Here is a 19,994-nt window from a genome sequence, read left to right as displayed (position 1 = left end):
GTACTAACCTATGATATAATTTTCCAGAAAATCATCAATATTGCCGCCCCAGCGTGATGGCGGATTGGTGGCTATCACCGCAACAGCATCAAACAAAGCCATTAAGCTATCAATTTTGGCAAATCCGGCATATTGTTTAGTAACTTGAATGCCGTTACCCGACTGAATAACGCGCGCATTACCAACATTCCAATTCATCAGCAACTGATTGGCATGCCACATCTCTCCACTTGCCAAAGCCCGTTCCGTAGCCTTAATGGTGCCGGTCATTTTGAAACCTTGCGAAATTGCCTTAAAAAGGTCAGCCGGAAATGGGTAATTATTGGCAATGATTTTATTTTGTATGGTTTGTAAAACCGGCTCCATGCCGTAGCGGTCAACTGCTATCGAATGCAAAAGCCCCGTTTGCAGCACTTTCAAACATATCTCGGACACTTCTTCTAGGTCGTCACCCACGTTTTCGCACAAAGTCAGGTCGCCATTTTTGGCAAATGAGTCCAGTTGCGGCAATATGTCCTTACGGTTGTTTAGTACGGGTGGATTTGCCCATGCGTAACACCATGATAGCCAGTGCTGCGAACCTCTTTCCCGTCCGACGACAGCTAAACCGAATAAATCATCATTACCCCCGCCATCAAGGCCAATTACAACGACCTCGCTACGTTCCAGCAGGGTATCTAGTGTCAGGGTGTCATCAGTCTGCTGTAACCAGTAATCCGCCCCGCCCCAGCGGTCAGAACGCAAATTAAGCCCGACCTCTTTATTTAAATGCTTGGCCTCAAACTCAATTAACGCCTCTTTGCCCTTTAGCGCAGCCTGACGGTATTCGCTTATTAAATAAGCCTCGTCTACTGAGTAGCCGAGGCTTGGGTTGGTTATATAGAAGTTTTCGGGCTTTTTATATGCCCCCGATTTAATCAACGGAGGCGGAAACTCATAAATTATTGGCAAATAGGTTTTATCTACCATTTCTTCGCCGTCTGCCATCTTGCCATCACGGACGGAGCGCGCATACTCAAGCTCGGTTTTAAAAACACCAGCCGGTGGTGCTTTTGATTGCGTGGTTAGCATGATTAAAAAACCATCAACCTTAGACATCAAACCGCCGGTGGCCTCTTTAATGATAGATTCAGCATTGGCAATATCTGCAAATAAATGCATTTCATCGATTAAAACAAAAGAGGCCTTAGCCCCTGCGGCTGATTTGTCATCGGCCGCAATAACTTTTAAAGTAGAATCCGTGGCCAGATGGGTTATAGTCTTCGTGTGCTTGGAAATGATGTATTTATCTCTCATTTCCTCATCAAACTCAATCATGCCCGCAGCGGGTTTGAATGAATTGTCCGCAACTTCTTTGGTTGGCGCCAAAATGATGGCTTCTGCCATATGCCGCTCGTTCAATTCAAGCGCCGTTATCATAATGCCGGCAGCAATCGTTGATTTAGCGTTTTTTTTACTAATCAGCAAAAAGAATTTTTTAATCAATCGCCGTTGCGTATAAGGGTCAAGCGCCCCAAAAATCGCGCCGACGAAATCAAATACCCACGGCGGCATAACGTCGCGCATTTTGGGCAACCCCGCCATATCCGGCACAATTAAATCGCCAAAAACCTCTATTGCAATTTCTGCCACCTCTGGAAACAGCGGCTTACATGGTATTAATGACTCTCGGTTAACAATCCGCGTTTCCCAATCGGGGCAGGCTGTTACCCAATCAGCCATTTATTTTACCTTTCGTAGTCCTTTTTGCTCTAAGCGTGCAGACAGCCCGCCAAGGCGCGATTTTTGTGCCGCAGCATCCTTGGCCGCCTCTTTTTTACCGGTTTCCCCGATGCGGCCATGCTTATATGGCATCAGGATTTTTGCCGCATCAACGCGCAATTTAAGCGGCGAATCCTCATCAAGCATGACATTAAGCAAAAACTGTAAGGGGTCATTATTCTCAGCTGTCGGCCGGCTTTCCGTATTAACATCATTAACATCTGACTTAACAGGGTTGTTAAGTTTTTTGTTAATTCCGTTTTGCTGGTTTTTCAGCTCTTCAATCCGCGCTAAAATGGCCGGATTTTTCATTAATCGACATGCGGCGACCGCGGCGCCATTCTTGCTGTAACCCGCATTAATACACGCTTCCGTCTGATTTATGCCCGCCGCAACGTTAATCGCGAATAATTCCTGTTTTTCATTTAAAATCATATTATATTGCCTATTTTTTAAGCAGATTTTGTTAATTAACAGGTGTATACAGGCCTTTTTTTTTATTGGTGAGGGAACGCGCGGTGTCGGAGCGCATAGTAACCGAACTTTACTACCACCCTACCGTGATAATAACCTTATGTTACTATCCCATCTGGGTACAACCATGGCATGGCACACACAGCACCACGACCGCGCCGGTACTGCTCTAAATTCTTTGCCGCGTTCATCTTCGTTCTTATTTACCATCCACGCCTATATCTCTCGCGTAGTTCTTCTGTTGTTTTCTGCTGGTGACACTCTGAACACAATACCTGCAGGTTAATGTCGTCATTACTCCCGCCCTGCTCAAGCGGAATGATGTGGTCAACCTGTAAAATCCCTCCAACTCGGCCGCAATGTTGGCACCTGTAGTTGTCTCGCTCCAGTATCCGGCGCTTGATTAACTGCCATTCATATCCCCTAATGCGCTTTGTTGCCCCCGCCTTGTCTTTGAATACCGTTGCCCGTGTGTTTGTGTACTCGGGTAAGCTAGGCTTTAATGTTGGTATTTTCATAACTCATCCCTAACATGAGCTGGTAACTCAATCCATTGCAGCATTTCATAAAATCGCTTCCCCACACTCGCATCAGACATATAGTCACATATAACTTGCTCTAACTCTTCCTGTGAATTAACTACATTTAATTTACATAGAGGCGCCTCAAAGTTAACTACTAATGGAAAGCCATTGCTAATATTCGGAGCGGTAAGCGCAAACAAAACAAAGCCATTCATTTTAATTTCTATTTTTAGCGACTCGTCCCATAGGCTCGCTTTAGCTTCAATTTCTAGCCCCTCCAGTCCAATAGCCTCTTTAATCTCTACACACATCCGCTGCAATCTCTTTTGTGTCCTTTCGGCTAATTCTGCGTTTTGTTTGGCTTGGATGACACCTTGCCCAAGGCCTATAAGGTATGCTTGTTTAATATCTAATGTACTCATTACGAGCTGCTCCAAAAAAAAGCCCATGCAAGCGCATGGGGTTAGGTTTCATCTAAAATTACTATCTGTAGTAAACCTGCTTAAAACAAAAAACGGAACAGCACACGCCATTCCGCCAAATAAAATTCATACAAACAAATACGCATTATTATTGTTATTTTTTTTCCGGTGTGTAATAATACACACAAACAAGGGGGGATTATGAATAGCTCTGCTGTGATAAAAATGTTGCTCAACGATGGATGGTACGAGGTCGCAACCAAAGGCAGCCACCATCAATTCAAACACCCCAGCAAATCAGGGCGCGTTACCGTCCCTCACCCTAAAAAGGATTTACCAAAAGGGACAATTAAAAACATATTCAAGCAAGCCGGCCTGTAATAGGCTGGCGTTACAAGAAAGGCACATCATGTTTCTATACATCGCTATTCACAAGGACGAAAATACCGGCTACGGTGTAACCGTGCCCGCCTTGTCCGGATGCTTCTCTTACGGCGATACACTTGATAAGGCCATTGAAGAAACCAAGCAGGCCATTTTGTTCCATATTGAGGGCATGCTGGAAGATGGCGAAGAACCTGAAATACACCAGCCCACCCTTGAAACCCTCATGACCAACCCTGACTATGCCGGCGCACAATGGATTGGCATCGAAGTTAATATCAATCACCTGACCCTAAAGCCAGAACGCTTTAATGTTAGCTGGCCAAAATACCTACTAGACAAAGTAGACAGCTATGTGACATTAACCCATGACTCTCGTTCTAATTTTTTAGCCAAGGCAGCGCTTGACAGAATGAATAGCACAAGTACTAAAGCAAGCGCTAATTAACAACAAAACGCCAGCTAAATTGCTGGCGTTTTGGATTGTGCAAACCAAATTAAACACACATCTAAAATTAAACTATTCTTACCGTAAGTCTTATCCGAAGAATAGCAAAATTGTATATATTTTCCCCGCTTTTTTCTAGTCATATTATTTATTTGTAATATATATTACATATTTTTACTTAAATAGCTTTCCATCTTTGACTCCAGCTTGATGATGCAATTATTATGAAGACGGTTAATTACCAATTTAATCCGTCTTATTTTTCTATACAGCTTTCCTTTGCTCCAATTAAATTTGTCTTGCATAGTTGACTGTTTAATTTGCCCAACAAACAAATATTCCAATAATGTATCGCTTTCCAAACGGCTTAGCCCATTAGTTCTAGCTACTATATAATTAGTTAAATCAATAATCCCTGACAAATCATAGCCATATTCAGCTTGAATATATGTCCATTCAATGTCATTTAAAATATTCTCTACTCGGCTCAAAATCATGGCACTGTTTGCGTGTAAATCATGCTGAGTTAATCCCGATGTTCCTCTGTCAATGACGCCTTTAGATTTAATCCACTCTTCTATACGCGCTGAATTACTTTTGCCCATTATGAGAGTATTTTTAATGTAGAAAACTTCACACAGCATATCGTCTATCGATTCGTACATAATCGCTCCTAGCCTACTCGTATTAAATGCTGGTTGAGTAATAATAATTGTGTTCGCAAAACGCCTTCCGCGTGATGAAGTCGCACAGTATCCGCATCTAAATACCTTGTCCGGCGGTCTACTTCATCGTGACAAGCACTACAGGCGTACGCGCCTAAAATATCGTTGGGCTTAATCCCAGTACCGCACGTACCTGACATTCTGTAATGTGCTAAAACGACCGTTTCCGGATTGCCGTTGCAGATTCCCTCTAAACGCACCTGACATTGTTGCCCTTTTGCTGATTGAGTAATTTTGCTCATGGCTAGTTACCTAATGACATAAGATGGTCTATTGCAACCTGTGCTTCTTCTTCACTGGAAAATTTATTACACAAAATCATGTTCCAGCACACGTTAAAACATGCCTTATAGAATGCGTTGAATTCTTCTTGCTCCATATTTGCAAAGCTAATAGATTTAGCTCTTTTGATTACTCCGGAGGGCGTAATAAAAAGCTCAAAATAGCCGGCCTCTTTTGTCAGCCAGTCCCGAAAGGCGTTAATATCTTTTTCTAAGGTTGGAATTTTTTCGGCTCGTTTTTTGGCCAATAATGACAAGGCTTCTTCAGCTGCGGCCACGATAATGCCTTTGTTTCCTGCAAACTTGTCCAACCTTTTCGCTACCCATTCAACAACACCGCGCTCATTCGGACTAATTAGGCCGCCTGCTGGCTGCCAGTAATCAAAGGCAAGAGGCAATAACCCGCCAAAAAATAGTCGATGGTGCGGCAAGCTGCGAGGCTTTTGCGTCGTCACTTTGAGTTTAACCGCCTGTCCTATCTTTAGTTTGTTGACAGCATCGGCATCAATAGGAGTAACGGGGCGTAAACTATTATCGACAGCTTTAACGGCCATGATTTCCATTATTTGAACTCCTCAATAACCCAACCTCCGCCAAGCTTTTTGGTCGCACGCTTAACTGCAATAAATTTGAACGGGTAGTGATTTGCGGCTACTTTGATTTTTACTCTTGCGTCATCCATCCAAAAACCCTTGACTTCATGCATTTCAATCGTTCTATCAGCATTCATTACGATAAAATCAGGGGTGTAAAAGGTGTTATTGGCCAGTTTGAGTTTGACACTCTCAAAGAGATACCAAACGATTTTGCCCGCGTGTAAGGCTGGTTTTAAAACCTCTTGTTCGTAAGCGCATTCGGTTTTATTCATCTGACCAACTGGCAGGCGGCCAAGGGCGTAAAAATGTTTAATCATCGTTTAGCCTTTGTAGCTGGTGTGCGAGCATCCCATTTCCGTAACGTCCGCAACCCCTGCTTAATCGCAACAGATTTAATTTCAATATCAGCAAGTTCACATAATTTTTTAAAATCTGGGCTTTCGAAATATCGCATCTCTTTTCTTATCGCCTGTTCAATATACTTTGATTTTGTGTTTGCTATTCGGTCGCGGGCTTCCCGTAATGCATAAATTATTACCATCTTCCATAATCTTCGACATGCCTGTACTTGCTCTTTAAGGATGGCTGGATTTATGTCCGTTAGATATTCAATTTCAATGGCGTTTATCATTCAATTTCCCTTAGAGGAAAGTGGAGATTTTTTAAACTGTATAATTCTTTTTTTAAACATATTGCTTGGAGCTTGATGCTCTCAAGCTCTTCAGCAAGGCCGCTATCAAGGCGGTCATCATTGATTAATGCGCCAGATAAATTGGATATAGCCTGCAAATGATTTAGGCAGTTAGATATCATAAGCAACGCATATGTATCATTACCCTCTTTGAATGTTTTTTTAATCTTATCGATAGAATATGGCACATTTATTACGATAGTCATTTTTTACTCCTGTTTTCAATTTGCATAAGTTGTTGACGGCATTTTTATTAATTCATTTGAATATATTTGCCGTTGCTATTCTTTCCCCTCAACAACCAATGGCGGCATGCTATACAGGTATTCATATCCCCTCCTTTTTATCCACATTTTCTAAATACAGTGCCCAAAGGAAAATGACGGGGAATGGAAACAGCCATAACAATAAAAAAATAAAACCTAAACAGAACATTACCAATGACTCACACAGCGCTTTAAATTCACTGGGGAACAGTTCGCGCCGTACCTTATGAGGTATAACTAACCACAATTTAGCCGCTATTTTGATGTATTTAATTTTGGTTTTAGCCCACTCTTTTATGTGCTTAATTTTGTTTTCTGCCGAATCTTTTATGTATTTAATTTTCATTTTTACCAATGCTCCAATTAGACGTTGTCAGCTCATTGCACATTTGTGCGCTATTAAATTGATTAAATTTCCTAGTTTTTCCTTGCCCGTCGCCCTCTGCTCATTTGTCAGTAAATTGCCTGTTTCAATGTCTATGCGCTCTTGAGAGGCTGGCAGCAAGGTCAATGCATAATCTTGGGTGATGAGTCCTTTCATGGTGGCCTCTTTGACCACGTGCGCCAGCTGCTCTTTATCCACTCCAGCACTAACAAACCAATCAGGCTGCATGCCTTTTGCTTTCTTTTCGCTAACCATGCGCTCGTAAGCGGTTTTAAATGCCATCCCTGCGCGGTATTTGTCTCCCGCGTTAAATAATGCTGTTGCACTTTGTGCCGCCTGCATAGCAGTGTGTGTGGTCAAGATTGATATGCTGTCGTTTTCCCAACCCGATACCAAAGCGTTAAATGCTTCTTCCGCAGATTGCCACCCGTCGTCTATACGCTCCAGTATTGCAGCTAGGGTTAATTTGCCTTTGAGCTCTCGCCGGCACCGCTCAAAAGCAATTAAAACTTTATCCAGCGGATACGCCAGCAAGTCTTCTGCCATAACCGCCATAGCGTTATCGGATAATTGCGTACCGGTTAATTCAGCCGTGACGGCAATTGCCTGCATGATTTTTTCTGCACTCATTACGCCAGCCCTTTCGCTCTAAGCTTAGCCAAGGCGCCCTTAGCGGCCTCGTAATTGCTTTGGGTTTGCTCAGTCTGCCGCGCTCTTGTTTGCGTCATTTGCTCACCTCGCTGCATGTCTGTCAGTACCTGCTGATAGGATTTGAGCAAGCAACCAAATTCATGCCGGCACTGCACAAACCAGCCGCCGTTATGCGTGAGGAAAAAAGCCGCTAACGCTGGGGCAATATCCTTGCCTACATACTTCACCAGTGTGGCAACCTGCCCTCTTGTTTTTTGATTGCTTGCGGGTAGTACTCCGTATCGGGCGCGATAAGCTCTCGCATATGCCTCCCAACACGCAACATTGTCAGGATTTGCTTGTTTGGATTTTTTTACTTGCTGCGATGGCACTGCGGGGGCGTCAGCGACCCCCGTGCCAACTATTGATGGTTCTAATTGATGGTTACTTGATGGTTCTTCCTTAATAGAAAGTGCAAAATTTGCAGGTAACTCTGCGGTAATTTGCACATTGGTAGGTGCAGAATTTTCACGTGCAGAATTTTCACGTGCAGAATTTGCACATTGGGTAAAATTATCTAGAACAATGGTATAAACATTTGCCAATCTCCCACCGTTTTTTTGTCTTCGCTCAGCAGTTAATATTCCATATTTTTTTAACTTATTAATTTGGTCAATTAATGAGCGTGGGCTCATGCTGCATTTTTGGGCTAAATATTCTTGGCTGGGGTAGCAAATGCCGTCGTCGTTTGCATGGTCGCACAGTGCTAACAAAACTAGCTTTTCGCCTTGCGACAAATCTAGTTCCCAAGCTTTGGCCATTAATTTAACACTCATATTGCACCTTTACTTTACTAGCGCATAACACGCATAACGTGCCCCAGAATTTTCGTCTTTAACAAGCTGCGTGCTGATTACATGCCCATCTTGTTTAAGGTCATAAATCCTTGCGCCTAGGCGCATACAGCCAAATCTGTACAGGGCTTCTAATGGGGTAATCGAATTACCGGCACGCATGAATTCAAGAATCTGAACTTTTTGAGTTGGTTTATTCACCATTGAATTTTCCCAATTCTAAGCATTTGCCTTTTAAGAATTTTTGGCTATTTTTGGTTGTTTTTCGATGTAAATTGCCATGTACTCTTTTGCGTAAAGTGTTTTTAAAAAATTAAGTTGTGCTTTAGGAATTCCGTTGTTTTTCCATTGAGAAACTGCTCCACGAGTTATGCCACATAATTTTGCTACCTTAGTGACGCCACCTATACTTTCTATGAATAATTCATCTTTTTCATACATTTATATATTCCAGTTTAGAAAACTGGATAAAGTATAGTTTACTAAACAATGTAAAGTCAAGCAAACTATACCTTTTTTTGTTTAGACTGCTAAACAAATGTAAGGAATTAATATGCCTAGTACACTAAGAGACCGTTTAAAAGAATTGATGGTTGAATCTGGTTTGACCACGCAAAGCGAATTAGCAACCTTTGCTAAAGTAAGCAAGGGATTAGTTAATCAGTGGTTTAGTGGCGAGACAGGCTTGGGAACAAAGCCGTTGTTAGAATTAGAGAAGAAAACAAGATTTTCGTCACAATGGCTAGTCAATGGAACGGGCTCGAAATATAAAGATGGAACTAATAGCGCTCCCATTTCAGCATATAAAGAATCTAGCGCATTGGAAGAAGTAAACAGTAATTCCACAACTCTAAAATTGTACGACATGAAAGCCTCTTGCGGACAAGGAACCGTAATTCCTGAATTTCCAGAACTTCTTAGAACTATAGAAATCCCTAATGATGCTCTAATTGAGTTATTAGGCACCACAAGCCTTCAAGGGGTAGAACTAATGCCCCCTGATGGTGACTCAATGGAACCAACAATCCCAAGACGTTCTATAACGCTTATCAAAACCGACATTGACAGATTTCAAGATAGTGGCGTTTACCTAATTACATTTGATGGGTACACCTATATCAAAAGGCTAGCAAGAGGGAAATCCGGTGTAATAAGGGTTATATCTGATAATAAACTATATTCAGATACGGATTTTGATATTAATCCCAATGAGCTAGACCAATTAATAATTCATGGTAAATTTTGGAAAGCGTTACCCCTAGATTTTCTAGATGTATAAATTAATTTTTAATTCTTAAGTAAAAATACTGCACATGGTTGCAGTATTTTTTTGCTTGGTAATTGATTACATTCATTAGTTTATTTGATGCACTAAACTCTAACCATGTATCAACAGTTATATAAATACTAAGCAGCAAAACCCTTTTGCCAAGAATAGGCATCACCTTAAAACAACAAAAATGTTTAGAATTATAAATAAGATTTCTTAGTAAAATCAATTAACTAAAATATTATTCTCTTTTTTTTGTATAGTTTTCTAAATATTTCTTGACTTCATAAGTTTAGTTTTCTAAACTACATACATCGAAGCAATACAGCTTCACCGCATCGGCTCAGGGCGGCGGAATATAAAAGCCCGAGGCAAGTTAAGGAGCTTGCTGGCAAGCCGTTAAGCCTTAGCGGGCGGCCAGAACAAAACCGGTAGGCCGGTAAGGCTTACAGACAGACAAGTCTAAAAATCCAAAGAATTTATATGAAAGGAGAACGACTTCAAAAATTATCTGATATAGTTTGTATCAAAATGTACAAATACATAGATATCGTTACACAGGATAGTAAGTTTAAAAACCGCAGCGCATTTGCTAATAAGTGGGTGCGCTTTAGTTTTTAAATTTATACACCAAGCCAGCAAATTCGCTGGCTTTAATTTTTCTTAATGGAGATAGAAATGACTAAGAAGATTAAACCTATGGAAGAAATCCCAAATGAAGGAACTGTTTATTTTACTGTGCAGCCTATTTTTAAAGATGATAGTGAGGCTTTAGAAGTGTTTAAATATACTTTTGATGCGGATGGCTTTGATTATAGGGTACTGGACAGAGGTATTGCTTTTGAAGAGGAAAAACACGCAAAATGCGCTGCAAATATTATATTAAATTTGATGCGTAAAACAGAACCTCTCCCCGGATGCATTACTTCTCAGCCGGATGAGAGTGCTGAGGTTTGGGTTATTGCTTTTACCATGACTCAATACTGTTTTTCAATAGGTTTTTCTCAGTCTCATGAGCAGCATCAGAAAGCTCTAAAAAACCACATGCTGTTTTCCTCCGAAAAGGACGCCAGCGCAGCAGCTAAATTTATTTTAGCAGCGCTGAAAGCCGAAGTCTTAAGACAAAACTTCAATTGTCTAACCGAAGCCCCTGCAGATGGAACAATAGTGTTTGCCTTAAGCACCTTTACTCCATGTGGTTATATACAACAGCCATTTAATTGCAATGAAAGCCGTTGTATGCGTCTTTTGGAATCAGGCCTACTTTTTACCTCAGAAGAGGATGTTGTACGAGCGTATGAACACCTCATACAACAGATTAATCCTACTAAGCCTAAGGCTGTACCTGAGGTACCAGCTGAACCAGATGCGCAACCTGACATGCCATTTTAGCGCGATGATGGTAGCGAGGAGTAACACTTAAAAACCAGCTAAACATACACTAGTTCAAAAATCTAAGCCTGCCCCTAAACAGGCTTTAGTTTTTGGATTTAATCGCAGCGTATTACAGGTTTACAATATTTCAATTAATTCAAGGAGAATAAAGTGATGATTAATCATATTAATTGGCATTCAGTAGAAAAAGATGGGTGGCCTACTAAAAAGGCGTCTACTTAATTGTGCGTCGTACCAATAAACCAGAGGGCAGAGTGCGTACAGATTATTTATATTCTATCGAGCCGCCAGAATGGTCGGGACACTCATTAGAAGAGATTACTCATTACATTCCAATAGAAGATATACCCATGCCTAAAGCTAATTACCGTGAATATTATTCTCAACCTATACGTAAACGCGCAGTTTTTGTCCAAAACTGGCGAGATTATTTTAATTGACTTACCCTCTTCTAATTAATCTACAGAAAACAACTACAGCCAGCTAACTAGCTGGCATTTTTATTACCGGTAACAAGGATAGATATCATGAAGAAAACAGACATTGTCTTGTCACTGGAACTCCTTGCTGACAGAGGCGCTTGCGAACAAGGGCTTTATGATTTTGAAAAGTGGTACCCTAACGGCCACGCAACCCTCACTGAAGTGCTTAGAAAGCTTCAGGAATTAGCTAGCACAAGTGCTGACTACGATGAATACGAAATATACATAGAATACGCCAAGTGGTTACTTCTCCGCTTCCCATCAACTCAGAAACCCTTAGTCCTAAACGAATTAACAGAAAAAGTTATCATACATAACGGCGATTTGACTATTAAGAAAGGTGTCAAGGGTGAATATACCATTATTAGTAATGGTAACTTAAATATTAAGAGTAGTGCTAATTTAACTGGCAACACATATATTTGGGTGAAAAAAGCAAAATTCCAGAATATCGCGCTTGATGATTCTACGGGAATTGCGGCGAAAATAATAGACGCCACAAACATTGCGGTTTATGGCTACGCGGCAATTTGGGTAAAGAAAACAATAGACGCCATAAATATTGCAGCTTATGGCAACGCAAGAATTTCGGCGAAGAAAATAAACACCCAAAATATTATAGATGATTCTTATGATGGAATTCATGGCGATATTAATTTAATCCGCCCCTCTTCTAACCAGCAGAATACAAACACAGCCAGCTAAGTAGCTGGCTTTTTTGTTACCGTTTACAAAGGTAAATAGCATGAAGCAAAAAGAGATTGTATTGACACTTAGCATACTTGCTGAAAAAGGTGCAAGTGAGCAAGAGCTTGAAGATTTTGAAAAGTGGTACCCTAGCGGCTCCGCTACCCTCTCTGAAGTGCTTAGTTACCTTCAAATATTAGCTAACACAGACACTGAATACGTAAAATACGTAGACTGCGCCAAGTGGTTATTCGACACATTCCCACCGACTCAGGAGCCCTTAGTTCTAAACGAACTTAATAGAGAGATTATCATTTATAACGGCAATTTGACCATTAAGGCTAATATAGCTGGTGACCATGTCATTATTGGTAATGGCGACTTAAATATTGAAGGTGATTTAAATGGATGTGTGGAAATTTGGGCGAAAAACGTAAAAGCCAAAAATATCACGCTTGATGATCTCGCGGAAATTGAGGCGGAAACAATAGACGCCGAAAATATTATGGCCGATGATTACGCGGAAATTGTGGCAGAAACAATAAAAGCCATAAATATTGCGGCTTATGGTGACTCGGAAATTTGGGCGGAGAAAATAAACGTCCAAAATATTATGGATGATACTGGGACAAGAATTCGTGGTGAGATTAATTTAATCCAACATTCTTATAACTAACTCACAGAAAACAAACACAGCCAGCTAATCAGCTGGCTTTTTTGTTACCGGTTAAAGGACAGATATTATGCATGAAAAAGAGATTTTCTTATCGCTTGACATACTTGCCAAAATGGGTGCAAGTGAGAAACTGCTTGAATTTTTTAAAAAGAAATACCCTAACGACTCCGCTCCCATCTCTGAAGTGCTGAGTGACCTACAAAAAGTAGTTAGCACAACCACTGAATATATAGTCTACTCAGATTACATAGGCTATGCCGGTTGGTTAATTCTCCATTTTCCACCGACTCAGGAGACCTTAGTTCTAAATGAACTTACAGAAAAGGTTATCATTCATAACGGCAATATAGACATTAAGTCCGGTATTTATGGTGAGCGTTTTATTATTGGTAATGGCGACGTAAATATTAAGGGTGGTGTTTATGTAGCTAGTTACGCGTATATTTTGGCGAATGGAAATATAAATGCCATAAAGATTACAGCTGATCATCACGCAAAAATTTCGGCAAAGGGAAATATAGATGTCAAAAATATTACAGCTTATGGTGAGGCGGCAATTTCGGCGGCGGAAACAATAGATGCCAAAAATGTTAAGGCTTATGACCACTCGGGAATTTTGGCGAATAAAACAATAGACGCCAAAAATGTTAAGGCTTATGGCGACACAAGAATTTCAGCGGGAACAATAGATGCCAAAAATGTTAAGGCTTATGACCACTCGGGAATTCTTGCAGTAACAATAGACGCCAAAATATCAGTTAACGGTCAAGCGAGAATTCATGGCGAGGTAATTTAATCCGCCCCTCTTCTAACCCACAGAATACAAACACAGCCAGCTAATTAGCTGGCTTTTTTATTGTAGTTTAGAAGCAAATACTATGGAAAATCAAAACGAACTAGACCTCGGAATTATTAAAAGACTTTATAAGAAAGGATTTAGATTATTTTCTGAGTGGCTACAAAAGTTACAAGAATTAGCGAACGCAGAGCCTAAATGTGCAGATAGATATGTAGGATATGCTGAGTGTATAATAGCATTCACCAAAAAAAATCATCACTCTTTAATTTTAGATAAACTTCCCAAAGGTTACTTTTTCTATAACGGTGATGTTCACGTTAAAAGTAAAATACATGGCGGCTGTCGCTTAATTATAGGAGGTAGATTAACCGTTGAAGATGGTATCGAGCTTTCTGGCGAAGATTACATTAAAGCTAAGGAAATATATACCCAAACAATAACCGTTTATGGTAATTATGCTTCTATCAAAGCTGAGGAAATAAATGCTCAAGAAGCCAACGTTCGTGATTGGGCTCGTATTTGGGTTGATATATTAACCGCACATGTAGTCAACGCTCGTGATAATAGTTACATACGGGTTTATGTGGAATTAAACACCCAAAACCTTGATGTTAAAGATAATGCTAAAATTGATGGAAAGGTTAATATAATCCAACCCTCTTCTAACCCACAGAATGGAACACAGCCAGCTAATTAGCTGGCTTTTTTAATGGAGTATAGTCAATGAGTAAATACATTAAATGTACTGATGATTACTGTTATGTTTTAAACAAACAGGACACCCTTATTTTTGATTCAGTCGATGATTTGTTGTACTGGAAATTTGACATCAATAAAGGTGGTTATAAACAAGATTTGGTTATAACAGTTTATACAAAAAAAATTGTTAAAGCCAGCGAGTGTAGTGCTTTTGATGTTGAGTATTTGCTTGAAGAGTCTGACTGCATATTTGAAGAAGAGTATGATTTCGAAGATAGAAATACATATCAGAATATGAAAGAGGAAGACAAGCAAGAGTTAAAGTGTATTATTAATAACTTTCTTGATGAGCGTATTAAAACAGGGGTGTTCATTACAGATGATTTTGTTGGTTATATTGTATTAACCAAAGACATTCTAAATGATGGTAAACCGATAGATGGAAGAAAATTCCAAATCCATAAAACTTACCCGTCAATAGTATAAGTCAGCTAACTAGCTGGCTTTTCCGTGGCCCTATATTTAGCCAGTAAAATTCAAAGGAGGAATCATGATAAAGGTACAGATAACTGCATTCATTGCAGTTTTTTTTATGGCTACCTTTTTAACTGTTTCCCCCGCTTTAACCTTGCAAGAACAAGAACAGATGCAAAGTGATTACTCGGCACGGCTAAAGCAGGAAAAGGAATTACAGGCAGATTTAAAGGTTAAGCGCATGGCTGATGCCTATGCACAGATGTCGGATAAAGAACGCACACGAGGTGACGCAGAGGCCTACAAAGAATATTGAACAGATTTTGGATTGTGCAATCCAAAAATAGACAAGGAAAAAAATGAAAGAAACGCCAACAAATGAGATGTATGCATTTTTACAGAATGCTTATGATTATTTCAATGCCACTCTTTTTAATAATGAATTGCCTCACTGTCTATTAACTCTTCAAAGAAAAAATGGTGTCGGTGGTTATTTCTCTCCTAATCGTTTCGTTAATCATAAAAATCAAAAAACAGACGAAATAGCACTTAATCCAAGTGTTTTTGCCATTAAATCTGTACAAGAATTACTTTCCATTCTTGTACATGAGCAGGTGCATTTATGGCAAGAACATTACGGAAAGCCCAGCAGACGAGGATACCATAATAAAGAGTGGGGGGATAAAATGAAAAAGATTGGCCTGTATCCAAGCGATACGGGCAAGGAGGGGGGTAAAGAAACAGGCGAAGCAATGGCTCACTATATCATTAAAAATGGGGCATTTGAAATCGCATGCAAAGAGTTAATTACCCAGTACGAACAATTCCCTTGGCTTGATACTAAGCCCCCTTATTCTACACAAACCCTTGACGGAATAGTAGAAGGACTTCTTGGTAACCTCGTAAAGACTCAGGATGGGGATTTTTCTGGAAACCCTTTCGTGATACCTCCAAACAAGAAGCCTAATAAAAGTAATCGTAGTAAATACACTTGCCCATGTTGCAAAACTTCAGTATGGGGGAAGCCGAATATATCAATTTTGTGCGGTAACCCTGATTGCGGCTCTGTCGTTTTTGAGGAAGATTCCTGAAGCCCGCCCAGCGCGCAGGTGGCGGGTTTAATAACAGCGCGCAGCACATGGTTTGATTTTCCTTAGTCAAAGGCATGTGCCGATTGACCGCCGTAAGCGGTCATACAGATTGCTAAATTAAGTCAGCTAATAGCTGGCTTTTTATTTGTTTTTTATTAGGAGTAAAAATCATGACGGAAGAAATAACTCTTTCAGTTTCAGTTAAAAACTTGGGTGAACTATTTGAACTAATCAAACGGATTCAAGGTCAATTAACCCTGCTCAATAACTCATTAAATGAATTAAATGAATTAAAAATTGACGTAGATGTTTTTTTAATGGAGGTTGAAAATGAAAATTAAAACAGCTAATATAGTTACGCAGCTTTCAATAGAGCTGTCAGGATTGGCATCCTGAATACATTGAGGAGCATAAACCGCTCAAAGCGGTATTTTTATGCAAGCTCGGTTGTACCATTTCAATGGTGGACTAAGCAAGGGCTCGCAAGAGCGCCGTTTTCCTCGTGTAGCGGTATGCCAACCTTGTTTAGTTCACCCCCAATATTGGCATGTTGGCGGTGATTAAATTAACTTTAAACGAGGATTTAATCATGAACGCAGTAGCAATCGACTTTGAGCAATTTGTTCAAATTAATCATTCTGAACCTGTTACCACTAGTGAATTTGTGGCCAAAGCTTTTGGTAAAAAGCACAGTGATGTTCTACGTAGAATTGAAGAAATTCGAACGCAAGTCCCTGATTTTTTCTACAAACGTAATTTTGCGCCGCTAGAAAAAGAAATAAAAAGTAATTTAGGGATTGGAGCGTACACAACTAAAATCTACGAACTAAACAAAAACGGTTTTATGCTGCTAGTAATGGGATTCACTGGTAAAGCTGCAATGGCTGTTAAAATTGCCTATATCACCGCCTTTGATACTCTGGCTGATAAATTAAAACAGCTAAAGATAAATTTGGCAGCTACCAATAACCTAATCACCCAAGAACAGGCGCAGCAAATACAGTTGGCCGTAGAACAACGTAGTCAACGTACGGGTGAATCGTACCAAAGGATATACGCTGGATTACATGCGTATTTGGAAATCGATAGTTATAAATCGATGCCTGTAAAACATTTAACTGCCGCCTTAAAATACTTGCAAAGCATACCCGATGCACCTGAACTGTTTAAGCCTGTCACTAATAATCAAACTTTGCTTAATCAAGATGGCAGATGGCTCGTCATCGTTAAAAATGCTACCGTCGAATACGTCAAAAACATTGACGGCTATAACTGCGTTGATGCAGATGTGTTTAGGAAACTCTTACGGCAAACTAAACAGCAAGCCGAGTACCTGATTGAGCTAGCCAAACGTATTAGAGTAATTCACGGTGAATGCAGCCTTTCAAGATTAGATGTTCCTATTGAAGAACTACATCCTAAAGTTATCATTTGATTGTGTAACAGATTCAAGCCAGCTAATCAGCTGGCTTTTTTAATGGAGTATATACAAATGAATAAATGCATTAAATGTACTGATGATTACTGTTACTTTGCAAACATGCGGGACTCTCCTTTAGATTCAATCGATGACTTGCTGCGCTGTAAGTTTGCCTATGATGAAGATGCTTATAAACAAGATTTGGTTATATCAGTTTATACAAAACAAGTTATTGACGCTAGCGAGTGCTGTGCTTTTGATGTTGAGCTTGAGCTTTGGAAATCAGATAGACAGACTGAAGAAGAGTACAGATTAGAATTAGATGAATATCAGGCTTTCAGTAATCTGAGTGAAGAGAAGCAGCAAGAGCTGCAGTCCCTTATATATGACTTTCTTGATAAGCATGTTAAAACAGGGCTGTATCTTCAAGACGATTTTGTTGGTTATATCATACTAACCAAAGACATTCTAAATGATGGCAAACCCATAGATGGAAGAAAATTCCAAATTCATAAAAATGTCCCGTCAAATTATAACCAGCCTAAAGCTGGCTTTTATATTTAATACCCAGTGTTTTATAGCTAAGAAAGGGTAATATTATGCAGAAAAAAGAGGTTGTATTGACACTTGGCCTCCTTTCTGAAAAAGATGCATGTGACCGAGGGATTGAGGAGTTTAAAAGGTGGTACCCTAGCGGCCACGCTACCCTCACTGAAGTGCTTAGAAAGCTTCAAATATTAGCCAACACAGCCCTTAACCCCTTAAAATACGTAGACTACGCCAAGTGGTTAGTCAACAATTATCCACCGACTCAGGAGCCCTTAGTTCTAACCGAATTAACAGAAAAAGTTATCATTCATAACGGCAATATAGACATTAAGTCCAGTATTGATGGTAACCATATCATTATTGGTAATGGCGACTTAAATATTGAGGATGATGTTAATTTAACTGGGCGGGTGGTTATTCAGGCGAAAAATGTAAAAGGCCAAAATATTACGCTTTATGATTTCGCGGATATTTCGGCGGCGGAAACAATAAAAGCCACAAATATTGCGGCTCATGGTAACGCGGGAATTTGGGCGGGGAAAACAATAAAAGCCATAAATATTGCAGCTCATGATTTCGCGGGAATTTCGGTGGAGGAAACAATAAAAGCCACAAATATTGCGGCTTATGGTCTCGCGGGAATTGATGTGGGGGAAACAATAAAAGCCACAAATATTGCGGCTTATGGTAACGCGGGAATTTGGGCGTATGAAATAAACACGCAAAGTATTATATCTAATGGAAATATTTATGCCAAAATTAGTTTAATCCAACCCTCTTCTAACTAACCCAGAAAATATAAAAGGGTTAGCTAACAATGTAATTTAAAAATGTTCAAGAACGAGCCGTTTTTATAGCGGCTTATTTTTTTATTGGGAGCACAAGACATGGTTATATCTCAAAATGAAATAGTAAATTTATTTTCCGGAATTCTTGATAAACTTGATGCCCTTATACGGGCTCAAACAGATAATAGCAATTTATGGAACGCAGAACGGTGCGCTAATTTTTTTTCATGCTCCCCCGGTCATTTTAAAACCCGCATCGCCTGTAAACCTGATTTCCCTCGACCGGTTAAGTTAAATAAAACCGCGCATTCTTTATGGATTCCTTTGGAGGTTAAGAAATTCGCAGAAAGAAAACAGCTAATCAAGTAAATCTGCTAGATTGGATGCATCGGGGGCATAATATGTATTAAGCAATATTTTTATATCTCTATGCCCTGAAATCTTCGCCAAATTCATTACATCAACCTTTTTAGACATTCTTGTTAAAGCTTCGCGGCGCGAATCATGAAAATGTAAATCATATATTCCGCAACTACGGCAAGCGCGCCTGAATGTGGTGCTTAATGAGTCGGGGTCAAGATCGAAAACAGTAGTTAAATTGATTTGTTCAAGCTGGCGAAGTAGTTTTAGTGCTGCCTTTGATAGCGGGACATCACGAGAGTAACCGTTTTTAGTCATTTCTAAGTGTGCTACCCTGCGTTTAAAGTCGATATCATGCCATTTTAGGCCACACAACTCGCCAGCCCGCATAGCTGTTTCTATTGCAAACAAGAATGCTAAAGCCACCCTCTGCTTTTTGAGCACCGGCGGGGTGTCATCATCATAGTGACACCAAAAACAAATACGCGTAATCTCATCATCTGTAGGCCTGCGCGTTCTTGCTTTATTACCTTTAGGCCTCGTAATTTTTCTTGCTGGATTATCGTTAATCAAGCTCCATTCTTTTAAAGCGTAATTAAAAACGCTTGATAGCGTGCTTAGTTCTCGCGCAACCGTTGGAGATTGAACTTGTTTTAATCTATCGTCACGCCATTGCGCGACATGCACAGGTAATAACTCCGAAGTAAGAACGTTTGCTAAATCTGTTTTTAAAATTAACCCAAGCCTAATACATTCATTTTTACTGCCTCGTTTCTTGATAGTAACTTCTTTCATGTATCGTTGAATAAGGTCACCAACAGTGATATTTTTGGGAGCTAATCCAAGTTTTCGATTATTTATAT

At 40.0% G+C, this 19,994-nt stretch carries 34 protein-coding genes; 18 read left to right on the top strand and 16 right to left on the bottom strand.

The genetic code is table 11. From position 1 onward, the window contains the following. Positions 1-3: 3 nt before the first annotated feature. Complete coding sequence (locus tag BHC43_RS00355) at positions 4-1,722, bottom strand: terminase large subunit (RefSeq protein WP_100156148.1); 1,719 nt, start codon at positions 1,720-1,722, stop codon at positions 4-6. Continuing rightward, positions 1,723-2,196 carry a terminase small subunit gene (locus tag BHC43_RS00350; protein WP_100156147.1) on the bottom strand — a complete coding sequence of 158 codons (474 nt, stop codon included), beginning with the start codon at positions 2,194-2,196 and terminating at the stop codon, positions 1,723-1,725. A 139-nt stretch (positions 2,197-2,335) separates the two neighbouring features. On the opposite strand from BHC43_RS00350, the gene BHC43_RS10630 reads away from it, so the two are divergent. After that, positions 2,336-2,521: a hypothetical protein gene (locus tag BHC43_RS10630; protein WP_180297395.1), complete on the top strand. Its 186-nt coding sequence runs from the start codon at positions 2,336-2,338 to the stop codon at positions 2,519-2,521. On the opposite strand, the gene BHC43_RS00345 is transcribed toward BHC43_RS10630, so the two are convergent. Both BHC43_RS00345 and BHC43_RS00340 read right to left on the bottom strand, forming a co-directional pair. Then, positions 2,439-2,753, bottom strand: a complete 315-nt coding sequence (locus tag BHC43_RS00345) for an HNH endonuclease (RefSeq protein ID WP_100156146.1) — start codon at positions 2,751-2,753, stop codon at positions 2,439-2,441. The two genes, BHC43_RS10630 and BHC43_RS00345, sit on opposite strands and share 83 nt — an antisense overlap. Further along, on the bottom strand, positions 2,750-3,181 hold the full coding sequence (locus tag BHC43_RS00340; RefSeq protein ID WP_100156145.1) for a hypothetical protein: 432 nt from the start codon (positions 3,179-3,181) through the stop codon (positions 2,750-2,752). The genes BHC43_RS00345 and BHC43_RS00340 overlap by 4 nt, the downstream gene beginning before the upstream one ends. Positions 3,182-3,382: 201 nt before the next feature. Between BHC43_RS00340 and BHC43_RS00335 the strand changes: the two genes are divergently transcribed. Next, positions 3,383-3,562 carry a type II toxin-antitoxin system HicA family toxin gene (locus BHC43_RS00335; protein WP_100156144.1) on the top strand — a complete coding sequence of 60 codons (180 nt, stop codon included), beginning with the start codon at positions 3,383-3,385 and terminating at the stop codon, positions 3,560-3,562. Between the two features lie 28 nt (positions 3,563-3,590). After that, positions 3,591-4,013 carry a type II toxin-antitoxin system HicB family antitoxin gene (locus BHC43_RS00330; RefSeq protein WP_100156143.1) on the top strand — a complete coding sequence of 141 codons (423 nt, stop codon included), beginning with the start codon at positions 3,591-3,593 and terminating at the stop codon, positions 4,011-4,013. Positions 4,014-4,177: 164 nt separating this feature from the next. On the opposite strand, the gene BHC43_RS00325 is transcribed toward BHC43_RS00330, so the two are convergent. From BHC43_RS00325 to BHC43_RS00275, 11 genes are all read right to left on the bottom strand, one after another. Continuing rightward, positions 4,178-4,678 carry a hypothetical protein gene (locus BHC43_RS00325; protein WP_100156142.1) on the bottom strand — a complete coding sequence of 167 codons (501 nt, stop codon included), beginning with the start codon at positions 4,676-4,678 and terminating at the stop codon, positions 4,178-4,180. A gap of 8 nt (positions 4,679-4,686) precedes the next feature. Continuing rightward, a complete protein-coding gene (locus BHC43_RS00320; protein WP_100156141.1) occupies positions 4,687-4,980 on the bottom strand; it encodes a DUF1364 domain-containing protein in 294 nt (97 codons plus the stop codon). Positions 4,981-4,982: 2 nt separating this feature from the next. Then, positions 4,983-5,582 carry a DUF1367 family protein gene (locus tag BHC43_RS00315; RefSeq protein WP_100156140.1) on the bottom strand — a complete coding sequence of 200 codons (600 nt, stop codon included), beginning with the start codon at positions 5,580-5,582 and terminating at the stop codon, positions 4,983-4,985. Further along, entirely contained in the window at positions 5,582-5,932 is a 351-nt protein-coding gene (locus BHC43_RS00310) for a DUF1064 domain-containing protein (protein ID WP_100156139.1), read from the bottom strand. The genes BHC43_RS00315 and BHC43_RS00310 overlap by 1 nt, the downstream gene beginning before the upstream one ends. Further along, entirely contained in the window at positions 5,929-6,246 is a 318-nt protein-coding gene (locus tag BHC43_RS00305) for a hypothetical protein (RefSeq protein ID WP_100156138.1), read from the bottom strand. Before BHC43_RS00305 ends, BHC43_RS00310 begins: the two co-directional genes overlap by 4 nt. Beyond that, positions 6,243-6,512 (bottom strand): hypothetical protein, encoded by a 270-nt coding sequence (locus tag BHC43_RS00300; protein WP_100156137.1) that lies wholly within the window; start codon positions 6,510-6,512, stop codon positions 6,243-6,245. Before BHC43_RS00300 ends, BHC43_RS00305 begins: the two co-directional genes overlap by 4 nt. 121 nt (positions 6,513-6,633) lie before the next feature. Continuing rightward, positions 6,634-6,918: a hypothetical protein gene (locus BHC43_RS00295; protein WP_100156136.1), complete on the bottom strand. Its 285-nt coding sequence runs from the start codon at positions 6,916-6,918 to the stop codon at positions 6,634-6,636. Between the two features lie 27 nt (positions 6,919-6,945). Then, positions 6,946-7,587 (bottom strand): hypothetical protein, encoded by a 642-nt coding sequence (locus tag BHC43_RS00290; protein WP_100156135.1) that lies wholly within the window; start codon positions 7,585-7,587, stop codon positions 6,946-6,948. Then, positions 7,587-8,423, bottom strand: a complete 837-nt coding sequence (locus tag BHC43_RS00285; protein ID WP_100156134.1) for a helix-turn-helix domain-containing protein — start codon at positions 8,421-8,423, stop codon at positions 7,587-7,589. Before BHC43_RS00285 ends, BHC43_RS00290 begins: the two co-directional genes overlap by 1 nt. Before the next feature lie 9 nt (positions 8,424-8,432). Then, positions 8,433-8,645, bottom strand: coding sequence for a helix-turn-helix domain-containing protein (locus BHC43_RS00280; protein ID WP_100156133.1), 213 nt, complete (start codon positions 8,643-8,645; stop codon positions 8,433-8,435). Positions 8,646-8,675: 30 nt separating this feature from the next. Beyond that, positions 8,676-8,882, bottom strand: a complete 207-nt coding sequence (locus BHC43_RS00275; RefSeq protein WP_100156132.1) for a Cro/CI family transcriptional regulator — start codon at positions 8,880-8,882, stop codon at positions 8,676-8,678. Between the two features lie 112 nt (positions 8,883-8,994). Here BHC43_RS00275 and BHC43_RS00270 point away from each other — a divergent pair, with 112 nt between their 5' ends. The 15 genes from BHC43_RS00270 to BHC43_RS00210 all read left to right on the top strand — a co-directional run bounded on the left by BHC43_RS00270 (position 8,995) and on the right by BHC43_RS00210 (position 19,140). Further along, positions 8,995-9,720, top strand: coding sequence for a LexA family transcriptional regulator (locus tag BHC43_RS00270; RefSeq protein WP_100156131.1), 726 nt, complete (start codon positions 8,995-8,997; stop codon positions 9,718-9,720). A gap of 669 nt (positions 9,721-10,389) precedes the next feature. Then, entirely contained in the window at positions 10,390-11,103 is a 714-nt protein-coding gene (locus BHC43_RS00265; RefSeq protein ID WP_144078721.1) for a hypothetical protein, read from the top strand. A 530-nt stretch (positions 11,104-11,633) separates the two neighbouring features. Then, complete coding sequence (locus BHC43_RS00260; protein ID WP_100156129.1) at positions 11,634-12,293, top strand: hypothetical protein; 660 nt, start codon at positions 11,634-11,636, stop codon at positions 12,291-12,293. A gap of 40 nt (positions 12,294-12,333) precedes the next feature. Next, positions 12,334-12,951 carry a hypothetical protein gene (locus BHC43_RS00255; RefSeq protein ID WP_100156128.1) on the top strand — a complete coding sequence of 206 codons (618 nt, stop codon included), beginning with the start codon at positions 12,334-12,336 and terminating at the stop codon, positions 12,949-12,951. A gap of 67 nt (positions 12,952-13,018) precedes the next feature. Continuing rightward, positions 13,019-13,747 (top strand): hypothetical protein, encoded by a 729-nt coding sequence (locus BHC43_RS00250; RefSeq protein WP_100156127.1) that lies wholly within the window; start codon positions 13,019-13,021, stop codon positions 13,745-13,747. 82 nt (positions 13,748-13,829) lie between these two features. Then, the gene (locus tag BHC43_RS00245; protein ID WP_100156126.1) at positions 13,830-14,447 is read left to right on the top strand and encodes a hypothetical protein; all 618 of its coding nucleotides are present in this window, start codon (positions 13,830-13,832) and stop codon (positions 14,445-14,447) included. Between the two features lie 26 nt (positions 14,448-14,473). Continuing rightward, entirely contained in the window at positions 14,474-14,935 is a 462-nt protein-coding gene (locus BHC43_RS00240; RefSeq protein ID WP_100140641.1) for a hypothetical protein, read from the top strand. Between the two features lie 64 nt (positions 14,936-14,999). Further along, positions 15,000-15,239 carry a hypothetical protein gene (locus tag BHC43_RS00235; protein WP_100156125.1) on the top strand — a complete coding sequence of 80 codons (240 nt, stop codon included), beginning with the start codon at positions 15,000-15,002 and terminating at the stop codon, positions 15,237-15,239. 43 nt (positions 15,240-15,282) lie between these two features. Further along, positions 15,283-16,014 (top strand): SprT-like domain-containing protein, encoded by a 732-nt coding sequence (locus BHC43_RS00230; RefSeq protein ID WP_100156124.1) that lies wholly within the window; start codon positions 15,283-15,285, stop codon positions 16,012-16,014. A gap of 170 nt (positions 16,015-16,184) precedes the next feature. Further along, the gene (locus BHC43_RS10625; RefSeq protein WP_180297397.1) at positions 16,185-16,355 is read left to right on the top strand and encodes a hypothetical protein; all 171 of its coding nucleotides are present in this window, start codon (positions 16,185-16,187) and stop codon (positions 16,353-16,355) included. A gap of 94 nt (positions 16,356-16,449) precedes the next feature. Beyond that, on the top strand, positions 16,450-16,578 hold the full coding sequence (locus BHC43_RS10845; RefSeq protein ID WP_257377902.1) for a hypothetical protein: 129 nt from the start codon (positions 16,450-16,452) through the stop codon (positions 16,576-16,578). 25 nt (positions 16,579-16,603) lie between these two features. Beyond that, positions 16,604-17,449: a Rha family transcriptional regulator gene (locus tag BHC43_RS00225; protein WP_180297396.1), complete on the top strand. Its 846-nt coding sequence runs from the start codon at positions 16,604-16,606 to the stop codon at positions 17,447-17,449. Positions 17,450-17,506: 57 nt separating this feature from the next. After that, positions 17,507-17,998, top strand: a complete 492-nt coding sequence (locus BHC43_RS00220) for a hypothetical protein (RefSeq protein ID WP_144078720.1) — start codon at positions 17,507-17,509, stop codon at positions 17,996-17,998. A gap of 35 nt (positions 17,999-18,033) precedes the next feature. After that, a complete protein-coding gene (locus BHC43_RS00215) occupies positions 18,034-18,771 on the top strand; it encodes a hypothetical protein (protein WP_100156121.1) in 738 nt (245 codons plus the stop codon). 99 nt (positions 18,772-18,870) lie between these two features. Continuing rightward, positions 18,871-19,140, top strand: coding sequence for a hypothetical protein (locus tag BHC43_RS00210; protein ID WP_100156120.1), 270 nt, complete (start codon positions 18,871-18,873; stop codon positions 19,138-19,140). Here BHC43_RS00210 and BHC43_RS00205 read toward each other — a convergent pair. Next, positions 19,129-19,994: tyrosine-type recombinase/integrase (locus tag BHC43_RS00205; RefSeq protein WP_100156119.1), on the bottom strand; the 866-nt coding region annotated here is incomplete at its 5' end. The genes BHC43_RS00210 and BHC43_RS00205 overlap by 12 nt on opposite strands.

Source organism: Snodgrassella alvi, assembly GCF_002777855.1.
Taxonomy (GTDB): domain Bacteria; phylum Pseudomonadota; class Gammaproteobacteria; order Burkholderiales; family Neisseriaceae; genus Snodgrassella; species Snodgrassella alvi_E.
Note: the sequence above shows the minus strand (reverse complement) of the source record. Positions and strands in the feature narration are given on the sequence as shown.